General features: G+C 44.0%; 15 protein-coding genes and 1 pseudogene. 7 read left to right on the top strand and 9 right to left on the bottom strand.

Features of this window, described 5'->3' with window-relative positions:
- Window positions 1-209 precede the first annotated feature (209 nt).
- On the top strand, window positions 210-1259 hold the full coding sequence (locus AAEZ02_RS18885; RefSeq protein ID WP_157822211.1) for a potassium channel family protein: 1050 nt from the start codon (window positions 210-212) through the stop codon (window positions 1257-1259).
- Window positions 1260-1725: 466 nt separating this feature from the next.
- Here the strand turns inward: AAEZ02_RS18885 and AAEZ02_RS18880 are convergent, their stop codons facing one another.
- Both AAEZ02_RS18880 and AAEZ02_RS18875 read right to left on the bottom strand, forming a co-directional pair.
- Window positions 1726-2370 carry a LysE family translocator gene (locus tag AAEZ02_RS18880; RefSeq protein ID WP_101032750.1) on the bottom strand — a complete coding sequence of 215 codons (645 nt, stop codon included), beginning with the start codon at window positions 2368-2370 and terminating at the stop codon, window positions 1726-1728.
- Between the two features lie 292 nt (window positions 2371-2662).
- Window positions 2663-2911, bottom strand: coding sequence for a DUF3297 family protein (locus AAEZ02_RS18875; protein ID WP_101032751.1), 249 nt, complete (start codon window positions 2909-2911; stop codon window positions 2663-2665).
- A 695-nt stretch (window positions 2912-3606) separates the two neighbouring features.
- Between AAEZ02_RS18875 and katG the strand changes: the two genes are divergently transcribed.
- A complete protein-coding gene (gene katG / locus AAEZ02_RS18870; protein WP_351124484.1) occupies window positions 3607-5868 on the top strand; it encodes a catalase/peroxidase HPI in 2262 nt (753 codons plus the stop codon).
- A 376-nt stretch (window positions 5869-6244) separates the two neighbouring features.
- On the opposite strand, the gene AAEZ02_RS18865 is transcribed toward katG, so the two are convergent.
- Complete coding sequence (locus tag AAEZ02_RS18865; protein ID WP_351124481.1) at window positions 6245-6994, bottom strand: putative porin; 750 nt, start codon at window positions 6992-6994, stop codon at window positions 6245-6247.
- 573 nt (window positions 6995-7567) lie between these two features.
- Between AAEZ02_RS18865 and AAEZ02_RS18860 the strand changes: the two genes are divergently transcribed.
- Window positions 7568-8761, top strand: coding sequence for a serine hydrolase domain-containing protein (locus AAEZ02_RS18860; protein WP_351124478.1), 1194 nt, complete (start codon window positions 7568-7570; stop codon window positions 8759-8761).
- Window positions 8762-9150: 389 nt separating this feature from the next.
- On the opposite strand, the gene AAEZ02_RS18855 is transcribed toward AAEZ02_RS18860, so the two are convergent.
- The 6 genes from AAEZ02_RS18855 to AAEZ02_RS18830 all read right to left on the bottom strand — a co-directional run bounded on the left by AAEZ02_RS18855 (window position 9151) and on the right by AAEZ02_RS18830 (window position 16531).
- A complete protein-coding gene (locus AAEZ02_RS18855) occupies window positions 9151-9603 on the bottom strand; it encodes a hypothetical protein (protein ID WP_351124475.1) in 453 nt (150 codons plus the stop codon).
- 46 nt (window positions 9604-9649) lie between these two features.
- Window positions 9650-10309, bottom strand: coding sequence for a TorD/DmsD family molecular chaperone (locus AAEZ02_RS18850; protein WP_124013803.1), 660 nt, complete (start codon window positions 10307-10309; stop codon window positions 9650-9652).
- Window positions 10310-10437: 128 nt separating this feature from the next.
- Window positions 10438-11073 (bottom strand): DMSO/selenate family reductase complex B subunit, encoded by a 636-nt coding sequence (locus AAEZ02_RS18845; protein WP_101032756.1) that lies wholly within the window; start codon window positions 11071-11073, stop codon window positions 10438-10440.
- 12 nt (window positions 11074-11085) lie between these two features.
- Window positions 11086-13515 carry a DMSO/selenate family reductase complex A subunit gene (locus AAEZ02_RS18840; protein ID WP_351124471.1) on the bottom strand — a complete coding sequence of 810 codons (2430 nt, stop codon included), beginning with the start codon at window positions 13513-13515 and terminating at the stop codon, window positions 11086-11088.
- A gap of 40 nt (window positions 13516-13555) precedes the next feature.
- The gene (locus AAEZ02_RS18835; protein WP_351124468.1) at window positions 13556-15562 is read right to left on the bottom strand and encodes an MtrB/PioB family decaheme-associated outer membrane protein; all 2007 of its coding nucleotides are present in this window, start codon (window positions 15560-15562) and stop codon (window positions 13556-13558) included.
- 15 nt (window positions 15563-15577) lie between these two features.
- Window positions 15578-16531 carry a DmsE family decaheme c-type cytochrome gene (locus AAEZ02_RS18830; RefSeq protein ID WP_351124465.1) on the bottom strand — a complete coding sequence of 318 codons (954 nt, stop codon included), beginning with the start codon at window positions 16529-16531 and terminating at the stop codon, window positions 15578-15580.
- 522 nt (window positions 16532-17053) lie between these two features.
- On the opposite strand from AAEZ02_RS18830, the pseudogene AAEZ02_RS18825 reads away from it, so the two are divergent.
- The 4 genes and pseudogenes from AAEZ02_RS18825 to AAEZ02_RS18810 all read left to right on the top strand — a co-directional run.
- Window positions 17054-17526, top strand: a pseudogene (locus AAEZ02_RS18825) (transposase); the annotation flags it as partial.
- A 332-nt stretch (window positions 17527-17858) separates the two neighbouring features.
- Window positions 17859-18761 (top strand): nuclease-related domain-containing protein, encoded by a 903-nt coding sequence (locus AAEZ02_RS18820; RefSeq protein ID WP_351124462.1) that lies wholly within the window; start codon window positions 17859-17861, stop codon window positions 18759-18761.
- Window positions 18762-18818: 57 nt separating this feature from the next.
- Window positions 18819-19916 carry a hypothetical protein gene (locus AAEZ02_RS18815; RefSeq protein ID WP_351124459.1) on the top strand — a complete coding sequence of 366 codons (1098 nt, stop codon included), beginning with the start codon at window positions 18819-18821 and terminating at the stop codon, window positions 19914-19916.
- 8 nt (window positions 19917-19924) lie between these two features.
- The gene (locus AAEZ02_RS18810) at window positions 19925-20200 is read left to right on the top strand and encodes a hypothetical protein (protein ID WP_351124456.1); all 276 of its coding nucleotides are present in this window, start codon (window positions 19925-19927) and stop codon (window positions 20198-20200) included.
- Window positions 20201-20253: the final 53 nt, after the last annotated feature.

Below are 20253 nucleotides of genomic sequence, written 5' to 3'. Positions count from 1 at the left end.
CCTTCGGGCTTTACTTGTTTCATATGCCTGTCTTGTATTTCGTGTCAGCGGTTACCCCATAAGCCCAAATGCCGTATATTCATGTTCTTGGTGTCTGGATAATGACTCCGACTATTGCGATATCTCTGAGCGTCTGGGCCGAAAAAAACGGTATCGATACAGCTTTTTTTACTCGCGTCATCGACAAACTGCACATAAGGGAGTGGTTCATGCTCATCTTTAATTTTATCCGGCGATTTGGACTTGAGATCACCCGAACACGTAACAGCTCGTTATTTATCTTGCTGCTGGCTTGCGGAGTGCTTGGTTATTTCGGCTTCTCACTTGCGGGTGAAAGCAACATCGTCTCATCTCCACTTAACTTCATTTACTGGAGCGTAGTTACCGCAAGTTCGCTTGGTTATGGCGACATTTACCCCGAAACACTTGCTGGCAAAATGCTTTTAACATTTTACTACTTACCCGTTAATTTTGTGTTGTTCAGTATACTGATCGGCAAAATGGGCAAATTTATCTTTAACGGTTGGAATTTACACATGACGGGAAAATCAAATATCACCGCACTGCAAGGTCACATTATTCTGATTTGTAGCACTGCTGAAAAGTCGCGAAAGCTTATCCAACTTATCCTTGATGATCATAACCGACCCGACAGAACCATTGTATTGCTTACCAATGGCGACTTTGCTCACCCGTTCCCTGATAACGAAAAAATCAAATACTTGTCAGTCGACAATTTGCATGATCAAGATGTACTTAACAAAGTCTGCATTAGTAGCGCCGACAAAATTGCTATCGACTTAGAGAATGATGACCGCAACTTCAGCTTGGCGGTTCACTATTCAACCAAGGTGAGTGAAAACAGTTTTATCGCTACTTTTATCGATAACGAAGACCAAGCACAAGCCCTGCGACAGCTAAATAAACCTATCGAGGTGCTCAGCTCCAATAAAAATGAAAAGCTGGTGCGGTCACTTCAAGATAGCGGCTCAGACCTGGCGTTCCAAAGCTTGCTAACCAATTCTGGCCAAACAATGCATGCACAAGAAGTGGTATTGTCAAAGCCGCGCACTGTGGCCGATGTCGCGGCCTTCATCAAAGGTAATCACAACGCGATTTTCATTGGGGTAGCCAATGATAAGCTTGGCAAAACGCTGGCGATTAATCCAGACGACGATGAAGTACTCCCAGTGGGGAAAAGCACTTTCCTTTACTATATTGCGTTAGACCGAATAACCTTCGACCAAAACGGATTTTAAGCAAAAAAGCGCCTTCAATTGGCTAGTGAAATATATTTTGCTAGGACACGTTGGGGCGCTAAATTAACTTTTTGATCAATATCTCATCGCCATAGTCGATATTGTCTTTTGACATCAACAAATGGCCACCTCGGCGAGTAAAGCTTGGTAAGAGAAAGTCTGAAAATGATGTTCGATTAAGAACGGGATCAATCGATGCAATCAGCGAAATATACGCGTTGAAAGGAGCTGTTTGTAATGTTGGTGGCTGATGTCAGTTATTTTTAAAGACTTTACACATTAACCTGAGATCGGCATAAGCAGGTTGGTTTATTAAGCTGTCATCATCCCTAATTTGTATGTCGACAGCTTAATGCACCCACAGCGTAATCCAGCTTTTAAATAAGAGCTCAAAAAAGTGCTCTAGCCTCACTTATTGACTGGTCGCACTTATTTTCAAATGGTACGTAACCATCTGAAAACACAGTTAACCGATACTCTGCACTTGCGACGCCAGTAACCAGATCGCCAAAGCAAAAAATATCATCCCCATAAACTTATTTTGATATGTGCGGAATTTTTCGTTTTTCAGCAATGGTTGACCCAAACTTCCCACTAGAGCCACCAGCAACAAATTGAACGACAACCCAATAACATTAAGCAGCAGGCCTAATGCCAGCATTTGTTCACCTGAACTGGCACTGATCTGAGTAGAAACAAACTGCGGCAAAAATAACACAAAAAATATCAACGCTTTAGGGTTTAGTAGATTGCTCATCACCGCGCGGCGATAGAGTAATTTAGCGATGTTATTCTGCGACTTAATTTCCGGCGCATCGCTCGCGCTACTGCGCATGCAATCCCAGCCCATTTTAAGTAAATAAGCGCCGCCCAATACCCGTAATAGCTCTAACGCCATTGGATTCATTGCCACTAATGCAGACACGCCCATTGCAGCAAGTAAGGTTAAAATAAGTCCTGAGGTGGCATTACCAAAGCTGGCATAAACCCCCACTTTGCGGCCATAGCTCAAACTAGAACTAGCAATCAACAGCATGTCAGGTCCAGGAATTAACAATAACGCGACCACAGTGGTTAAATATAAAGGAAGCAAAGCCAGATCAATCATCATAAAAACACAAACAACCACTATTAAGACGGGAAAATAAGGCGCGGATCTTACAGCTATTCAACATGAATGAAAGTCATATTGTATTTAAATGAGCACGACAGTTGGCAGGGTTTGTTTACGGGAAGAATATTAAGTAGGGATAAACCAAAGCAGTATAAAAACAAGCTAAAACAATAGCAAACAATAGAATGACCTTGACTCTTAGCCCAGTGATTTTTGGCGCCCAAAGAGTAAAGGCCAGCCCTGACGGCTAGCCTTTCATTTTTAACGGTAAGAGAATGTGACTCTCCTCCTACTTATAAAATGCTTCAACCTTGCCTTTAACCGTTGTCATAAGTGGTTGCCCACGACGATCCAACGCTTTATGCGCCGCGACTTTTAGCCAGCCTTCACTGATACAATATTCCTCGACATCAGCACGCTCTTTGCCGTTGAACAAAATACCAATCTCGTGCTCAAAAATGGCTGCCACATGATGTGGGCTACGTGGATTTGAAGAAAGGCGATCCGGTAAAGCTGGTTTTGATGTAGTGTCGTTCATGGTCTGGTCTGCAGTGAATAAAGCGTGCGCCATTGTAGGCAATACTGGCCTGATGCTCAAGAGCGGCTGTCATAAATGTGAGTGACGAGCCCCACTTCTTTGGACAATAGCGACACAATAGCGAGACATTTTATCGCGACCCCATTGATAGCAACCCCATTGCATCGCCACGTCTTACGCCATCACAGCTCAGTCAACTGGATGATCCGGCCGTTTAAGCCGAAAGCATAAAGCTTACCCTGACCCAATTTATCTTCAATTTACCTGTCATTGCATCGCCACGCCTTACACCAACACAGTTCCACTAACACCGATCCACTAACACAGCTCAGCCAACGGCATGAACCGGCCGTTTAGGCCGATAGCATAAAGCTTACCCTGACCCAATTTATCCTGACCCAATTTATCTACCAAGTGGCCCGATGATGATCTGCAGTGGATCAGCTTCGATGACGCTCCTTTATGACTAATATGTATCAAGCTTTTCGATTAGAACAATCGTTTTTATTCGCAGCTAGCTTTTTAATTCTTACCTATACTCTATTTTCGCTGTGTAATTTAAGCCCTGATATTTAATCTTCGAGTACAACCAGCGGACATCTAAATAGCTTGAGTGGTTAATTGGGTTTCATGTTTTAGAGTAACCACAAACCGTCGCATGTGGCGAAGGTACGTTGACTTTAAGGACGCTAACAATGACAAAAATAACATTGAATAAACAAACACTAGCAGGGTTTATCAGCATGCTGCTCATCTCAGGCTCAGCTTTGGCCCAATCGGACATGACAAAACCCAAGGGGGCGGCTGCAACGGGGATGACACCACAAGGCCAGGCTAAAACCAACCAATTTTGGTGGCCAGATCAACTTAACCTCTCTGCCCTGCGCGATCACGATAAACGCTCTAACCCATATGCTGAAGACTTTGATTATGCCAGCGCATTTAACAGCCTAGATCTTGATAAAGTAAAACAAGAGATAAATTCACTGCTGACCACATCTCAAGCTTGGTGGCCTGCTGATTTTGGCAACTATGGACCATTTTTTATCCGCATGACATGGCACAGTGCAGGGACTTATCGTACCCTCGATGGCCGTGGGGGTGCCGGTGGTGGCCAACAACGCTTTGAGCCGCTCAACAGCTGGCCTGATAATGGTAATTTAGACAAAGCGCGCCGTTTGCTGTGGCCAATCAAACAACGCTATGGCGAAGCCCTTTCTTGGTCAGATCTGATTGTGTTAGCGGGTAATGTTTCACTGGAAAATATGGGCTTTAAAACCTATGGTTTTGCCGGTGGCCGAGCTGATGATTGGGAACCAGACATGGTGTACTGGGGACCCGAAGTGGAGATGCTTGCCAGCGATCGTGAAGAACGCGATGGCCAGTTACAGCGCCCGCTTGGCGCCACACACATGGGCCTAATTTACGTTAATCCTGAAGGGCCAAAAGGTGTACCCGATCCATTGGGTTCTGCCAAAAATATTCGTGTTGCCTTTGAACGCATGGCAATGAACGATGAAGAAACGCTGGCACTCATTGCCGGTGGCCACACCTTTGGTAAAATGCATGGTGCGCACAAGCCTAAAGACTGCCTTGGGGCAGAGCCCGCTGCTGCGGGTATCGAAGAGCAAGGTCTTGGCTGGAAAAACAACTGTGGTAAAGGACACTCTGAAGACACGATCACCAGTGGGTTAGAAGGTGCTTGGTCGCAAGCGCCCACAAAGTGGACCTCTTTGTATCTCAGTAATTTACTTAACTTTGAGTGGCAACAAACTCGCAGCCCTGCTGGCGCTATCATATGGATCCCGACAGATGAGTCGCTGCATACCGCGGTAGCCGATGCACATGTTAAAGGTAAGTTTAACCCACCGGTAATGACAACCGCGGACTTAGCGCTAAAATTTGATCCTGAGTATCGAAAAATTGCTGAACGTTTCTTAGCGGATCCCGAAGCATACCGTTTAGCTTTCGCTAAAGCGTGGTACAAACTCACTCACCGAGACATGGGCCCATCCGCTAATTTCTTAGGCAAAGAAGTCCCTAAAGAACGTTTAATTTGGCAAGATCCTATAGATGATAAAACACAATCGAATATAGATGCTGATGACGTGCAAGAACTTAAAGCGCAAATTTTAGCAACTGATTTAACGGTTTCAGAGCTAGTGCGTGTGGCTTGGGCCTCTGCGGCAAGCTACCGCCATTCGGACATGCGCGGTGGAGCAAACGGTGCACGTATTGCACTATCACCTCAAAAAGACTGGCCGATAAACAACCCTGCTGAAACCGCTAAAGTGATTAAAACACTAAAAGCGATTCAAGCAGACTACAACGACAGCTTATTAAGTAAAAGCACAGTATCGCTTGCAGATTTAATCGTTCTCGGTGGCGCTGCTGCAATAGAAAAGGCCGCTAAAGATGCGGGTTATAGCGTATCAATACCCTTTAACGCCGGTCGTGGTGATGCCACTCAAGCTCAGACTGATGTGAATTCATTTAGTTTACTCGAGTTAACATCTGATGGTTTTAGAAATTACTTTAACGCTGAGCAAAGCGGCAGATCGCCGACTGAAATGTTGGTTGATAAAGCAGATCAACTTAACCTAACCGTGCCAGAAATGACCGTTTTAGTGGGTGGATTACGGGCTCTTGGTGCTAACTATAAAGGGGTAAAACACGGGGTACTTACCAGCACACCCGGCAGGTTAAACAACGACTTTTTCGTCAATTTACTCGACATGTCTACCCTGTGGAAAAAATCGTCAACCGATGGCATTTATGAGGGATTTGATCGTCAGTCAGGCAGCAAAAAATGGACCGCCACGTCAGTGGATTTAATCTTTGGTTCAAATTCAGAGCTTCGTGCCGTGGCTGAAGTGTATGCGTTTGATACATCAAAGCAAAAATTTGTCGACGACTTTATTGCAGCCTGGACTAAGGTAATGAACTTAGACCGTTAAGATTAAGCCAAAACTCAGCAGTTGCTGCGTCTCTGAGGCTGAAATCTACAGTATTAAAAAAGCGAATCAATTGATTCGCTTTTTTTAGATTTATAACATTAAAATGAATCCAACAACCTCGATAATGACGTGACCTCCAATGAAAACGTCTTATTACCTTAGTGGAAGCAGATGCTTTTCTCCGCGGAGTTAACAGGTTAAAACGGCTAATGTCGAATTATGTGATAAGTGCATACTGTAATTTACACTATGACTTTTCACTGTATTACTTTCACACTATTGCAGATACAAAAAAAGGAGCCTAAAGGCCCCTTAATCTTTTTATAAATCATCGATATCTATCAACAATTAGCTATTAATCGTTTCTAACTAGCGCTTAGAAACGGCCAACAACACCCACACCAACAAGCAAACCGTCTACGTCAGAATCAAGTACTTTTGCTAGCTCAAAAGTCGCTGAAAAAGAATCTGACATACGTAACCAATAAGCTGTTTTAGCAGTAAAGTTGTCGTCTGAACCGTTATCGTCATAACCTAAACCAACAGACCATGCTTTAGTTACATACCAGTCAGCGTTTACGTTAAAGATATCGTCATCATCAGTATGAGTCCACATCGCACCTAAATCGATACCAGTAGTGCTCTTAAGATCAATAAAGCTACGCGCTTCAAGACCATAGATTGAATCAATATCGCTACCATCAACATAGAACGCAGCGACTTTTGAGCTGTCGTTGAAGTAATAACCTACATCAAGTTTGTAAGTATCAGTATCGAAAGCACCAGCGTCATAACGTTCGATTTTAGCGCCCACAAACCACTTTGAATCAAAAACGTAAGTGCCATCAACAGAGAAAATATCAAGGTCGATATCATCTTGCATTGAGTAGCTAGCACCCACATTAGTAGATTGTGCTAAAAAGCCATTTAATGCATAAGGGCCTTTTTCTTGTGATACAGAGTCAAGATAGAAACGGTAGTTAAGGTCCCATAGACCATCACCGAATTCTTCAGTATTAGCAGAATAGTCTAATCCCGCTTCGTGGTGAAATGGTGCATCTTGTGCAGCCATAGCGGGTAAAGCCACAAAACCTAATACTAGTGCTAATGCAGTAACGTTTTTCATCAATCATTCCTTTATTTGATTATTTTACGCTAGGAGATTCAAGCAGATATAAAGAATGGATAAATCATAAAAAGTGGGGTTATCCATTAATTCAAATGTAGCCTAACCTTACCGTCGGGCTAACGCGCTTTCCTAGCGGCGAATACTCTAAAGTAATGAAACGCTAAAATAAACAAAAAACCATAAATTATTGATATTTTTCAACAAAATACATCATACAGAATGTATTAAACACTGCTACTACCTACTTTAGCAATAGAGAAAAACGTAACAACATCGTCAACTAAACGTTAATTTATTACAGAACAGAGGTTTTAGGCGCTGCAACCAGTCTACTTGATAGCGTATCAATTCAAACAGCTGTGTTTAAATAAAAGCACATCGCTGCCACTTACATTTACACGCAACTGGAGTAAATTATTTATGCAGATTTATGGCTGTAGAATGGCGACCGATTGCATAGTTCAAACACGTTCAAGGACGACAATGACAGGTTTGTTAAGCAGTTGATTTATGTCGATGATAACTATAGGTTATTGTCATTACATCCATTTTATCTATCTGGAAACGTCAATGTCGACTTTATTTAAGTTCATCAAAGGTGGCTTATTAAGCCTTTTTGTTATTTTTATCATCCTTGTTGCGTTTAATTGGCAAAGCGTTAATCGCTTATACAGCGTAGTAACCTTATTTGATGAAGCCCTAGTGGTAGATAATTTTTCCAATATGAAAGATGTCTTTTTTAACAAAAAAATCGTTAAACAAGGCGAGCCTTATGTGTTCGACGTCGCCTTAGCGCCTTTGCCTGAATCGTTTAACTATCGAAACAGCTCAACCAATACCGAAGCGTTTCTCACACGCAGAGCCACAACCGCATTACTGGTGCTTAAAGACGACAAAATAACCTACGAGCAATATTTTCTAGGTACCAAAAGTGATGACAAACGCATCTCGTGGTCAATGGCCAAATCATTTGTGTCGATATTGTTCGGTATGCAAGTGGATGCTGGCAACATAGATATTGAAAAAACAGTCGACTTTTATCTGCCAGAGCTTGCCAATTCTGGTTATGCCAAGGTCAAAGTAAAACACGTATTACAAATGTCATCTGGGGTTAAATGGGACGAAGACTATCAAGATTTTTATTCTGACATTAACAAAATGGGCCGTGTACTGGCCATTGGCGGCTCGTTAGATCACATGACCAGTGAACTGGTTAATGAGTCAGCCCCAGGCAAAGCATTCCATTATGTCAGTATGGACACCCATGTTATAGGCATGATACTCAGACGCGTTTCTGGTAAATCATTAATCGAGCTTTTACAGCAAAATATTTGGAATACCATCGGCATGGAAAGCGATGCCTATTGGCTTACCGACTCCCAAGGGACTGAATTCGCATTAGGCGGCTTAAATGTCACCACCCGCGACTACGCCCGCTTCGGCCGCTTATTACTGAACAACGGCGCATTTAATGGCAAGCAAATCGTGTCAGCTGCTTGGATAAAAGCCGCCACTACCCCACAAGCAGATTACCTACAACCGCAAGTCGGAAAATTAGGTTATGGCTATCAAATTTGGTTACCGCCAGAAGCACAGCAAGGTGAATTTTTCTGTGTCGGTGTATACGGACAATATATTTATGTAAACCAAAAACACAATGTGGTGATCGTTAAAAACAGTGCCGATTTAGGCTTTCTTGATGAATTGAATTCAAAACAAGAAACCATCGAATTTTTCCGTGAGATTGTGGCGTCATTGGAGTAGATGGAGACTCGTTAGACTCTGCCCCACTTTTCGATAGCGCACTTATCGATTGCTCACTTATCGATTGCTCACTTATCGATTGCTCACTTTTCGATTGCTCACTTTTCGATTGCTCACTTTTCGATTGCTCACTTTTCGATTGCTCACTTATCGATTGCTCACTTTTCGATTGCTCACTTTTCGATTGCTCGCTTATCGATTGCTCACTTATCGATTGCTCGCTTTTCGATTGCTCGCTTTTCGATTGCTCACTTATCGATTGCGCATTTATCGATAGCTCACTTATCGGGTGATCACTTTTCAATTGCTGGATATCAACCCGAATACCATGCGCAGTAAGATGAAAAAGTTAGCTATTTGTTAGCCTGTTAAATTTGAAGTGGCTAACGTCACATATTGCGTTTTTGCAGCAGTCTCTGCCGATTGAGCTCATCGAGCTGTTCGCTAAGGTTGAGGATTTGTTGTTGCAGCGCTCGATATTGAGTCAGGCGGGACTCATTAACTGGCTTGTCGCCCAACTCTTTCGTTGCCCACATTTTGGTAAGCTGAATGATCAGATGTTCGGCTTGGCTCAGATTGTCATGCTCAATCTGTTTAATCATCAGTAACCGAAAGCAGTCGAACAGTATGGTGAGCATAAACTCATGGCTGAGCTGCTGCTCTTGTTCCTGAGTCATAGAGTCTTTAAAGCCGATGGCGGCGATTAAATTAGAGACTGTGGTAACTGTGGTTGCCCCAATAAAAAGCGACTGGATCTCGGGCTCCAACATCAGAACCCGCTCAAGCTGTTGCGACAACTTACCTTTATTCCACTGAGCGCCCAGCGCCTTAATGAACGTCATATCAACCCACCCGTTATAAAACCTTGTCTCTTAACGATACTGCCTATTAACGATATAGGCGTGCCGTTATTGGAACTAGGTTTAATTTTTTGATTAGTCCCTCTAAATAAACTTGAGTCAACAATGCTATGCCGCGATAAAAATCAGTTCTAGCATGTTCAGTCATAAGCTCCAGGCAGCGACCCGACCAAGGAAGTAAGTGTTGCTGGAGCAAGATCATGCAACTTCGTTCTAGTGGTTCGTTATCTTCAGTTTGCGCCCATTGGGTAAACATTTGATCCAATACCGCGAAAAATAGGCCGATATGATCAACGGGTTGATTGCTATCGAGCTCGAAGCTGATCCCTTGTTCTTGATAGAAGGCTTTTAGTGCCATAGTCGACTTGTCATTGAGCAGTTGCCTCTCGCTCAAGTAGACCGATCCCCAAGGCACAGCATTGGGCTCGCCCGGTCCATAGAAGAGTTGTGCATAGTCCAGTTTTAAGGCTTGTTGTTTATCTTCAGTCCATTGGCCGAGATAATTGGCCAGCAACTCGCGGCCACTCGACTCTTTGGCCGATGCGCTGAACTGTGGCCAGCTTTGAGCAACACCATGCTCAATAAAACCTTGGATTAACTCAGGGGTCGGATCGTTAAAGAGTACATTGTGAAGAATGCGCGCAATGCCTTGATATTCTAGGCGTTCATTTTCGGTAAGGAATGACATGCTAACCTCGTTTGTGGAACTAAAATGTGTTTGAACTAAAATGTGTCGAAACTAAAATGTGTCGCAACTAACAGCAAAAAAACGCTAATAAAGGTGCCACTCCAAATGAATGGCACCAATCAGGGGGGTTAAACTTCTGCGTAGTTCAACACTTCTCCATCAGTGGCACCACTTGGGCGAGAATGACGGTTAGGTGTGATAAGTAAGTTGGGCGTAGTGACACTGCTTTGTGGCAGCGGGGCAACAGCCGGTGAAATGGCGCCCGGGTACTTAGCCTTCAGTTCGTCCATGGGGCCAAAATCGATAGCACGCATAGGGCAAGACTCGACACATGAAGGTTGTTTACCTTCAGCCAAGCGCTCAAAACAACCATCACACTTGGTCATCACCTTACGATCTTTATCTATCTGCGGTGCATCGTATGGGCAAGCTCTTGCGCAGCTTTCACAACCGATACACAGATCAGCCGCCACATGGACTAAACCATCTTCGCGGCGCTTGTGCATTGCGCCAGTTGGACAGGCCTTAACACACACAGGCTCAGAGCAGTGATTACAAGCGATAGACAGGTAATAGGCGAATACGTTTTGGCTTACAGTACCATCACCATGTTCTGCCCATTGTCCCCCACCATATTCATACACCCGGCGCCAATTGATGCCAACGGGAAGATCTTTACGATCCTTACACGATATCTGACAGGTTTTACAGCCAGTACATTTACTTGCGTCGACATGAAAGCCGTATTGGATATTATTGCTCATTGTTAACTCCTATCAGACCTTACGGATTTCAACCAGGTTAGTGTGCTGAGGATTGCCTTTCGTTACCGGTGTGGTGCGTTGTGTGGTCAGCACGTTTAAACAACCGCCTTTATCCACCGCGCCGCCGGGTAGGAACCATGCGCCCTGACCCAGTGCAGTTACGCCGACCATGATACGAGGTGTTACCTTCACTTCGACCTCGATGGTGCCGCGATCATTGAAGATATGGACCTTGTCACCGGTTTTGAGTCCACGCTTACTCGCATCCAGTGGATTCATCCATACTGCATCCTGTACGGCTTCACGTAGCCAGGGGACGTTGTGAAAGCTTGAGTGGGCACGGCCCTTAGTGTGATAACCCGTAAGTTGTAATGGATACTTCTTCTTGGTCTCAGTATCTTCATAACCTTCCCAAGTGGGCACATATTTAGGCAGCGCAGATATAACGTCACCCTCTTTGAGCTTCCAGGTACGGGCTTTCTCTGCCAGGCGTGATGAGTAGATCTCAATCTTTCCAGAGGGTGTGCCTAGAGGATTTGCATCGGGATCGGTACGGAAATCTTCCAGTACGATATAACCGCCGTTCGGCAGATACTTGCGATAGATACCTTGTGTGAGCATCTGCTCTTTTGCTGGTAATTCTGGGGTGGCAGCTTTAGATTCGGCATAGAATTGATCCAGCCATTCTTTGCGGCTCTTACCTTCGGTAAACTCAGATTCAACCCCCATACGTCTCGCTAAGTCGACACAAACCTCATAGATAGGACGGCTCTCAAACATAGGGTCGACGCCTGTGCTCATCTGTACCAAGGAGGCGGTATCACCCGCTGCGTAACTTTGGTTAACTAAGTCTTCTGATTCAAGCCATGACACATCTGGCAGCAGGATATCGGCAAACTTGGCACTGGGCGTCATCCAGTTATCGACGACTAAGATAAATTCACATTTAGCTTCATCTTGGAGTAGCTTCTCGGTTTTACGCACATCAGAGTGTTGGTTAATCAGCGCATTACCACCATAGTTGATGATCGCCTTGATATCAGTGCCCAACTTGCCGTCACCCTCGTCATCAAGATCCACACCTTGTACCCCATCGGACAGGACGGTCATGTTTTTACCGTCTTCGATGGCCTGAGTGAAGGTAAAGAATGAGATGGCTTTCTTCACTGGGTTTGAGCCAGTAGGCATTGACGGTGCGTGTAGAGAAGAGCCCTTACACAGACCGCCACAGTTAGTACCCGGCAGACCCAGTTGACCTAATAAGATAGGCAACATGTAACCTGCACGGGTGTTGTTTTCACCGGCAGCCTGGCGGTTTAGCGAAGCGGCAATCTGGATGAAAGGGGCACGAGCCGCAGCCAGTTCACGGGCCAATTCGACAATAAGGTGGGCTTCGATACCTGTGATAGCAGCAGCCCACTCTGGCGTTTTAGCATTAACGCCCGGAATTGAGTCGCCAACCGTGGCGTTATCGAGAATATACGCCTTATAGCTTTCTTCATATCCAATGCCTGCAGGCATGGTTTTCTCGTCATAACCGACACAATATTTATCCAAGAAGGCCTGATTGACTGTGTTAGTGGTGATCCACTCATAAGCCAAAGCTTCGAACAGCGCCGCGTCGGTACCCGGACGGATAGCGAGCCATTGATCTTCTTTACCTACGGCAGAGTCGGTATAACGAGGATCGATCAAGATAGTCTTAAAGTTATGCTTCTGCTTTTGTACCAGGAAGTCATAGGCTTCGCCCGAACCACTCATGCGGATCTCGGATGGGTTGTAGCCAACCATCAGCACTAAGTCTGAGTTTTGCATCTCAGATACACTGCTTCCCTGCCAGCCAGGACCGGCTGAGCCGTATGTTTGTCCGGCTGCTTCATAAATTTGTGACCAGCTATAATCGCCATAGACGTTGAGATAACCGCCCTTAAGGTTCATCAGACGGTAGAGACACTGCTTACCCGAAAAGTGATAACGCGCACCCGAGTTATAGGTGAAGTGAATCGATTCATTACCGTACTGGTATATGGTGTCTTGCAATTTTTCGGCGACAAGATCAAGGGCTTCATCCCAGCTGATCCGCTCAAATTGTCCGCTGCCACGAGGACCAACACGCTTCATCGGGTATTTCAGGCGATCCGGTGCATAGACACGTTTACGCAAGGAGCGGCCCCGTGGGCAGGCGCGCACATCGTGGTCGCCGAATTTATCTGTGGTGGTAAATTGAGACTCAACCCGGGTGATCACCCCATCGGTAGAAAAAACCTGTACCGGACAGTTAGATCCACAGTTAACCAGACAAGCCGACCAGTTGAGCTTTTCAGCGGCAACAGGTGGCGTAGGCGGCACTACTTCAACATCTTTAGAGCTTGAGTTACAGCCTGAAACCGTTGCTACGCAACTGAGTGCGGCACTCATTTTTAAGAAACTTCTGCGTTCCATTATCTTTTCCTCATTGCAGTTATGATTAGCACTGTTTGCATTAGCGCAGCTGGTAGCTAAACGACAACATCACTTGGTGCGCGTTATAGTTATGGTTCAGGTTACCTAAGGTGGTCAGTCCTGGAACTGTATTGACATCAATTTGCGCGTTATCGGTGTCGTAATAGCGCTCATACTGGTAAGCCAGCTTTAACGCCATCTCTTCGCTTAATGCGTAGTTCGCATGTAGCTTGAGACTATGGTTGAAAGAATCGTAATCCCCCTGTGGCGTGGTAACGTCATAGGTGACCAGCGTGTTGCTGGTGGAGTTTGCAAATAGGTAGTCCCCGCCTAGGCTGAGCCTGTCTTCAAGCAGCCCGCTATAGTTGAAACCAGCACCCAAATTGATAAACTCATCTTCGATATCGGCGAACCAATCAGGGGTTGAGAAACGCTGACTGCCAGCTTGATTGGATTCGATCCACTGCTGACCAGCAAAGGCATACCCTGATAGGTGCGCATCAAGCTGCAGCCCAAGGTTGATGTCATAGCCGTAATCTTCAGATCCGCTCAGACCCAGTTGCGTCTCGTTATAATCATCTTTGGCGTAGCGGGCCGTCATATCCACACTGAGCCACGACGTTGGGGTGTGATTAAACTTGGCTTCGAAAGCGGTGCGCTTTCTATCAGCCAAGTAGTATTTGCGTAGCAAAGGATTCGTTTCAGATGAGGTCAGTTCGCTAGTTTGATATTCGCTGCCGCCGCGGTTATCCAGACTGGCCTTGAACTTAAGCTTGATATTATCCAATGCGCGGACATTGAGCTTGGCCCACAGCACATCATCACTGGTCTGTTCGCGGTCACTATAACTGCGCTCCATCTCTTTGCGGTCATAGCCAGCTTGTAAGCGATAGTCACTGCTTAGGCGGTATTTGGCATTAAGCTTGAGGCCGCGGCGCTCGGTGTCTAAAGGCACATTTTGTTTAAATGCCCCCGTGATCCCGTTCACTTCATATTGAGCAAATTCCCATACCGATCCCTTATTGTCGCGCTTAGCGTAATCGACACTGCCGCCGAGTCTGAGTTTGTGGCTCACAAGCGAAGTGACTGACAGCTTGCCGTCTAAGGTATCGACTTCCCCGTCCCAGTTTTGCAGTGGATTAGCGGACATTTGAATTAAATTATCGTCTTGGGTCATCTTGCCCGATGCCAGGCGACCACTCATAACGGTGCGGTTAAATTGATATTGGCCAGACAAGCTAAGTTGATGAGCCTGATTGTCAGGCGCGGGTGCAAAAACGTCATACAGATAGGGGAGACTTAAGGCGTCGATATCGTTCTTATACTGACTCACGAAATAATTCAGGTCTGTCGTCCAGCTATCGCCAGACAGTGACAGCCCCGCGGTGAGGTTATCTGTGTTGGCATCGACTGGCAGGCCGAAATTAACCGGGCGCGGAGTGACAATGCTACTGCTCTGGTAACCGGTTTTATGCTCGTGCTCATAACGCACATAAGCCTGATAAAAGTCTTGGCCATAGCTCAAACCTAAGCCAGCTTTGTTCCTCTGCAGCGAGAGCTCCTGAATTTGAGTATGCTCACTCGGTGTCAGCACGCCATCTTGGTACCATAACTGACTGCGTGCATCGCCTGACTGATAACGGGTCAGCTGCTGATAATCTGCCACCAGTTTATAGTGGCCTGACTTTCCTGCTTCAAGATGAGCGAAGCCGTTATCCAGACCTAACTGGTGTGCCTGGAACTTGGCTTTATAGCCTGCACTGTTTCGATAATGTAAATCGGCATCCACACTGCCATTAGCCCCGTCATTGTCGGTACCGAACGCATTACCTGAGTGAATGTCATCACTGTCAATATAGGCGGCATTGACCCCGATGCTGCCGCTATAACCTGCAACTTGAGGGCAACGCTTACACTGAAAGACTTGCTGGTTAACGGTACTGGTATTGGCCTTGTTCACGCCAAAGTCAGCCGCCATTGCAGAGCCCGTTATCACACCTGATATAGCGAGAAGTGATAACGTGATGAGGTTAAATTTGAATCTCATTTGAGTTACTCCTAATTAGCGCTGCAGCTTGCTGCCGGCTGGGTGATTGGAGCCATGGATCTGGCTATGGCAATTGAGACAACTCTTACCGCCGCCAAAGGCGTCACTTCCGCCTTGCTGTACAACACGGCTAGCATGACCATCATCCATATGACATTGCTGACACAGTTGTGGCGCTCTTTGAGTGAGCATGGCTTCATTAACGCTGCCATGGGGGTTATGGCAGTTGGCACAATTTTCTGTCACTGGCGCATGCTCCCATAAAACGGGGCCACGTTTTTCGCCATGACAGCTATAGCAAGTGTCATTCACCGTGGCGTGATTCAGCGCACTTTCACTCATAGAACCGTGTGGATTATGACAATCGATACAGGTCATTTGATCCCATTTCATCGGGTGAGATGAGCGCTTATTCATGGCAGATTTTTGCTGAGTGTGACAAGAGGTGCAGGTGTCATTGACCGTGAGCTGGTCCATAACCGGATCGTTGTCGGTGTGGATATTATGACAATCGCTGCAGGCCACCTCGTCTAAATTGTGGCTGCTGCTATGCCATGCCATCTGCTTAGGATCGTTATGGCAACCCAGGCAGACACTGTTCTGACTCTGAGCGGACAGCTTGCTCTCTTTGCCAAAGGCGATCATCGGCTCCTTGCCGCCTTTGTTATGTTTGCCTAACGGGCCATGGCAGGCTTCGCATTGCAGACCCGCCATAGGCGAACCCTGTTGGCTCGGGCTACCGTGCACGCCATCGAATATCGCCATGACCTTGTCATTTTTCTTATGACACATCAGGCAGGAGTCGGCACCTTTGTTAGAGTATTTACCCTGAGCAAATTTCTCCGTCAGTTGCTGTTCCAGTTGTTCACCAGTGAGTTGGTTCCAGGGGGCCGCCTGAACTGAGAGAGATAAGCACGCGAAAGCGAATATCCCACAAAGTAACGTAGTGATAATACATTTGTTCATCATCTTGGCCTTACAGTTAATTATTATATGATTTGGTAACGTTGGTGTTAATTAGTTTGCATTTAAATTGTAGTTTGAATTAATTAAAATACGAAGCTATTACTTTAGAGGTATTGTTAGATCTGTGATTTTTAATTTATAAATGATTTATTCGGGATCGAGATCTTTATTTAGCCTTGCCTGTTGGATGTATTTTTTTGATATTTAAATTACCAAATATAAATTACAAGCCATTGATTTTAATTGTATCTTTTCAATAACTCTTACTGGTTACTATGATTTTAAATTTGCACTTTATATAAATGAGAATGATTTAAACATAATATAACTTATGAAATCATATCGTCTTTATTCATAACTATTTTTATTAAACCAATAACCATTAATAACTATTCACAACCTCGTTAATAACTTTCAATATCTTTTCACATTAATTCACAATTTAATTAAAATTAATTCTGAAGTAAACTTATAATCATTATAAATAAATGATTTCACAAACTGACAAATGCCTCATAAAAAGGAAAAAACGAAAAGAATAAAACTGCAACAGATGATAAAACTAGGCGGAGTAAACCGTCTAGTGCAAGTGCAAATCGAGAAAAGGAACCTTGGTTGCTGGCAACATCACTATGTCGCACCAGCGATACAGCTAAAAGGTCGTTAAAATTTATGCGACGAGGATGCAAATAGAAGAGAGCTTTAGGGATATTAAGCAGGTCTAAAAATGAATGACAGCGAAACGCGAACAGGCTCAAGGTATTGCGACTCGTTGCCTGCCAATCTCAACTTGAGCTTTCGCTGCTAGCTTTAGCCGTCAAAGCTGCCATTAACATAGGCATTAAGCGAACTAAACCAAGCACTGTAACGTGCTCTCAAACCCATTCATTGGCTTAAGATCATACAAAGATAGGCAGTTGAAGCAGTTGCAGTCTCACTGGCTAACAGGGATCAAGACGCGACAAGATTTAATCAAGGATCCACAGGCATGCTATTAAATTCGTGGGGATCCCTAAGACTTTGATCCCACTTATTTTACTTATTTGAAAGATAAACAAATAGTGATTGATAGCCGCAAGTAAAATCGGTTACTGTGTGAATAACACATGGAATGGCGACAGTCAGTAAAGACAACGTAGTAAACAGACTTAAAGTCAGGGAAGAAAACGTAAATGTTGACCCACAGCACTTGCTCACAGCTTGAAAGCCCTCCCCCTTAGACCTTGTTTAATGCATTTCAAAAAAAACAGACAAATTACTTAGATCCTATTTACTTGGATTGACCTGTGATGAAGCGAACATATAGCTGACATCACGCTCAAGGATGAAAATGACAAGCTTGTTTACCAATGTATTCGCCATCGGCATATTGCTTTCGGGCATGTTTTTGATGATAGGCATAATGTTCTTGCTGCTTAAATACCGTGATCACACGGTTAAACTGCCGGTAGATCGCGAGCAACTTCTGCGCATCCCTGCATTTGGCCTACAGCAACAAATTCAAGAGTTACAATTTGATCTACTCGGTGGCTTAACCATGGCCGTGGTGGTAGTGAGCTTTCCGTTTGCCACCGAGAGTATTCAAAAGCATATTACTGAAAAATCATTCCCATACCTTTTCGCCATAGTTGCCGTTATTGGACTGATTTATTGTGGACGTAAAACATGGAAAACCTTCTCAAAACTCACTAAATTACGCTTAGGTCACACAGCAGAAATCGCCACTGCCAACGAGCTAATAGGCTTACAAGCTTTAGGCTATCAAGTATTTCACGACATACAAGCCGACGGCTTTAACATCGACCACTTAGCCATAGGTAAAAATGGCGTATTCGCCATCGAAACCAAAGGCCGCCACAAACGCAAACGCGACAGTAAAGCGACTAGTGCCACTAAAGGTAAAGACTACCAACTATGTTATAAAGACGGCCGCTTATGCTTTCCATCGTGGACTGAAACCAAGCCAATCGAACAAGCAACCCGACAAGCAACATGGGTCAGCCAATGGTTAACTAAAGCCACAGGCCAGCCTGTGTTTGCAAGCCCAGTATTAGTATTCCCCGGCTGGTACGTGACAAGCCAAACTCGGCCACCGTTCCCCATCTTAAATCACAAACAGCTAGTCAAAACCATACCAGCCGTCCGAACCCAAGCACTCACCCAACAACAAGTCGATGCGATTGTTTATCAAGTAGCACAGCGATGTTTGAGTAAGAGTGAGGTGGGGAAATGATGAATGTTGAAAATCTTGGGTTGAGCCCACTTATTGCAATGAAAGGAAAACCTAATAATGAAGAGTGAGATAACTTATTTTAAAATAAATAAATTTGGATTTTATAACAAAAAAAGTCTAACTGAAGTACCTTTATTCGGCGGGTATGAACATTTTATTCAATTATTTTCTAATTGGCTGAAAAAACAGGAAAACTTAGGAAGCACAAGCACTAAAGGACCTGATAACTCTGGTAATAATATTTATTGTAGTGATTTTTATCATGACGAGAGCAGTGGTAATTTTGTTATTACTCTTTGGAATGAAATGTCGAATGTAGAGAATAAAGTACTATCGTTATCTCGAAGTCAATCAATAGGAAACTCAACGGTGAAAGAAGACGGTGATGAGAACTCTATAATTGGATTACCATCATATTTTTATTTTATACCTAAAAAAGATCTCATGTTACATGTCGGATTGCCTCAATCATCAGATAACCTCCGATCTATAAAACAATATATATCATCTTACTTCAAAAATTTAAGCAAGTATAAACAGACGAATTCTGATGGCGATACATATTATTCAGATAGTGAAGGCGAAGACAAGAAATGCCAATTCAGACTGGTATGGAGTAAGTATACTAACCAAGCAGAAAAAAAATCCTTGATTGACAAGGCTGAAAATATTTCAAAAATCATACAAAAAGTTCATATTACAAAATATGAAACTGATGATCGCCATTTGGTGAGAAAAGGATGGGAAAAACTAAACAATGCATTTAATGAATTAATACCTAATTTCATGTCTGATGATGATGATTCTAAATTATTTAAAGACGCTATAAACGAGGCTTCAAACCGCGACTTTACGATTTCAAGCCCATTCAAGTGTGATTCACATTTGATAAAAAAGATCATCAATCAGTATGATCAGGAAAATGAAAATGGATCCAACAATCTCATTGGATTTAGGACAAAGGGGTCAAGTAAAACTATCTGGCTATCCGACTCTATTATAAAAACTAAAATAGACTTGGATATTAAGTCAATTGATAAAAAATTACCTACTGCGACAGTTGTATTCATAGCAATTTCTGAAAAACAAGAAGAAATTTTGTTACCCGTTTATAATGAAGATGAAGATACAATGAAAAATGCAGTAAACCAATAGGTCACAGAATGAAAAGTACTTATAAATTTCTTATTTGTAACGGTTTATATATATTAGTCTGTTACCTCTTTCTTTTCGAAAGAGCGCTTTTAATTAAAGTAGATATTTCAGCTGTTTTTGGCTCATTGATTGCTATATCTAGTGTTGTACTCGCTATTATTGGCATGTGGGTTTCGTATCAATATCAACATGCAATCACCAGCGTAATTACGGACAGTAGTAAAATAGACTTAGTCGATACCCTGAAGGGGGCGAAAAGACAGGGCTACCGCATGAGTGTTTAATTTTTAACCTAACCACTGAATCCAGCCTTTAATACTGCTTCAAGCATCGATGG

It is taken from the genome of Shewanella sp. T24-MNA-CIBAN-0130 (genome assembly GCF_040310185.1).
Lineage (GTDB): Bacteria > Pseudomonadota > Gammaproteobacteria > Enterobacterales > Shewanellaceae > Shewanella > Shewanella psychromarinicola.
Note: the sequence above shows the minus strand (reverse complement) of the source record. Positions and strands in the feature narration are given on the sequence as shown.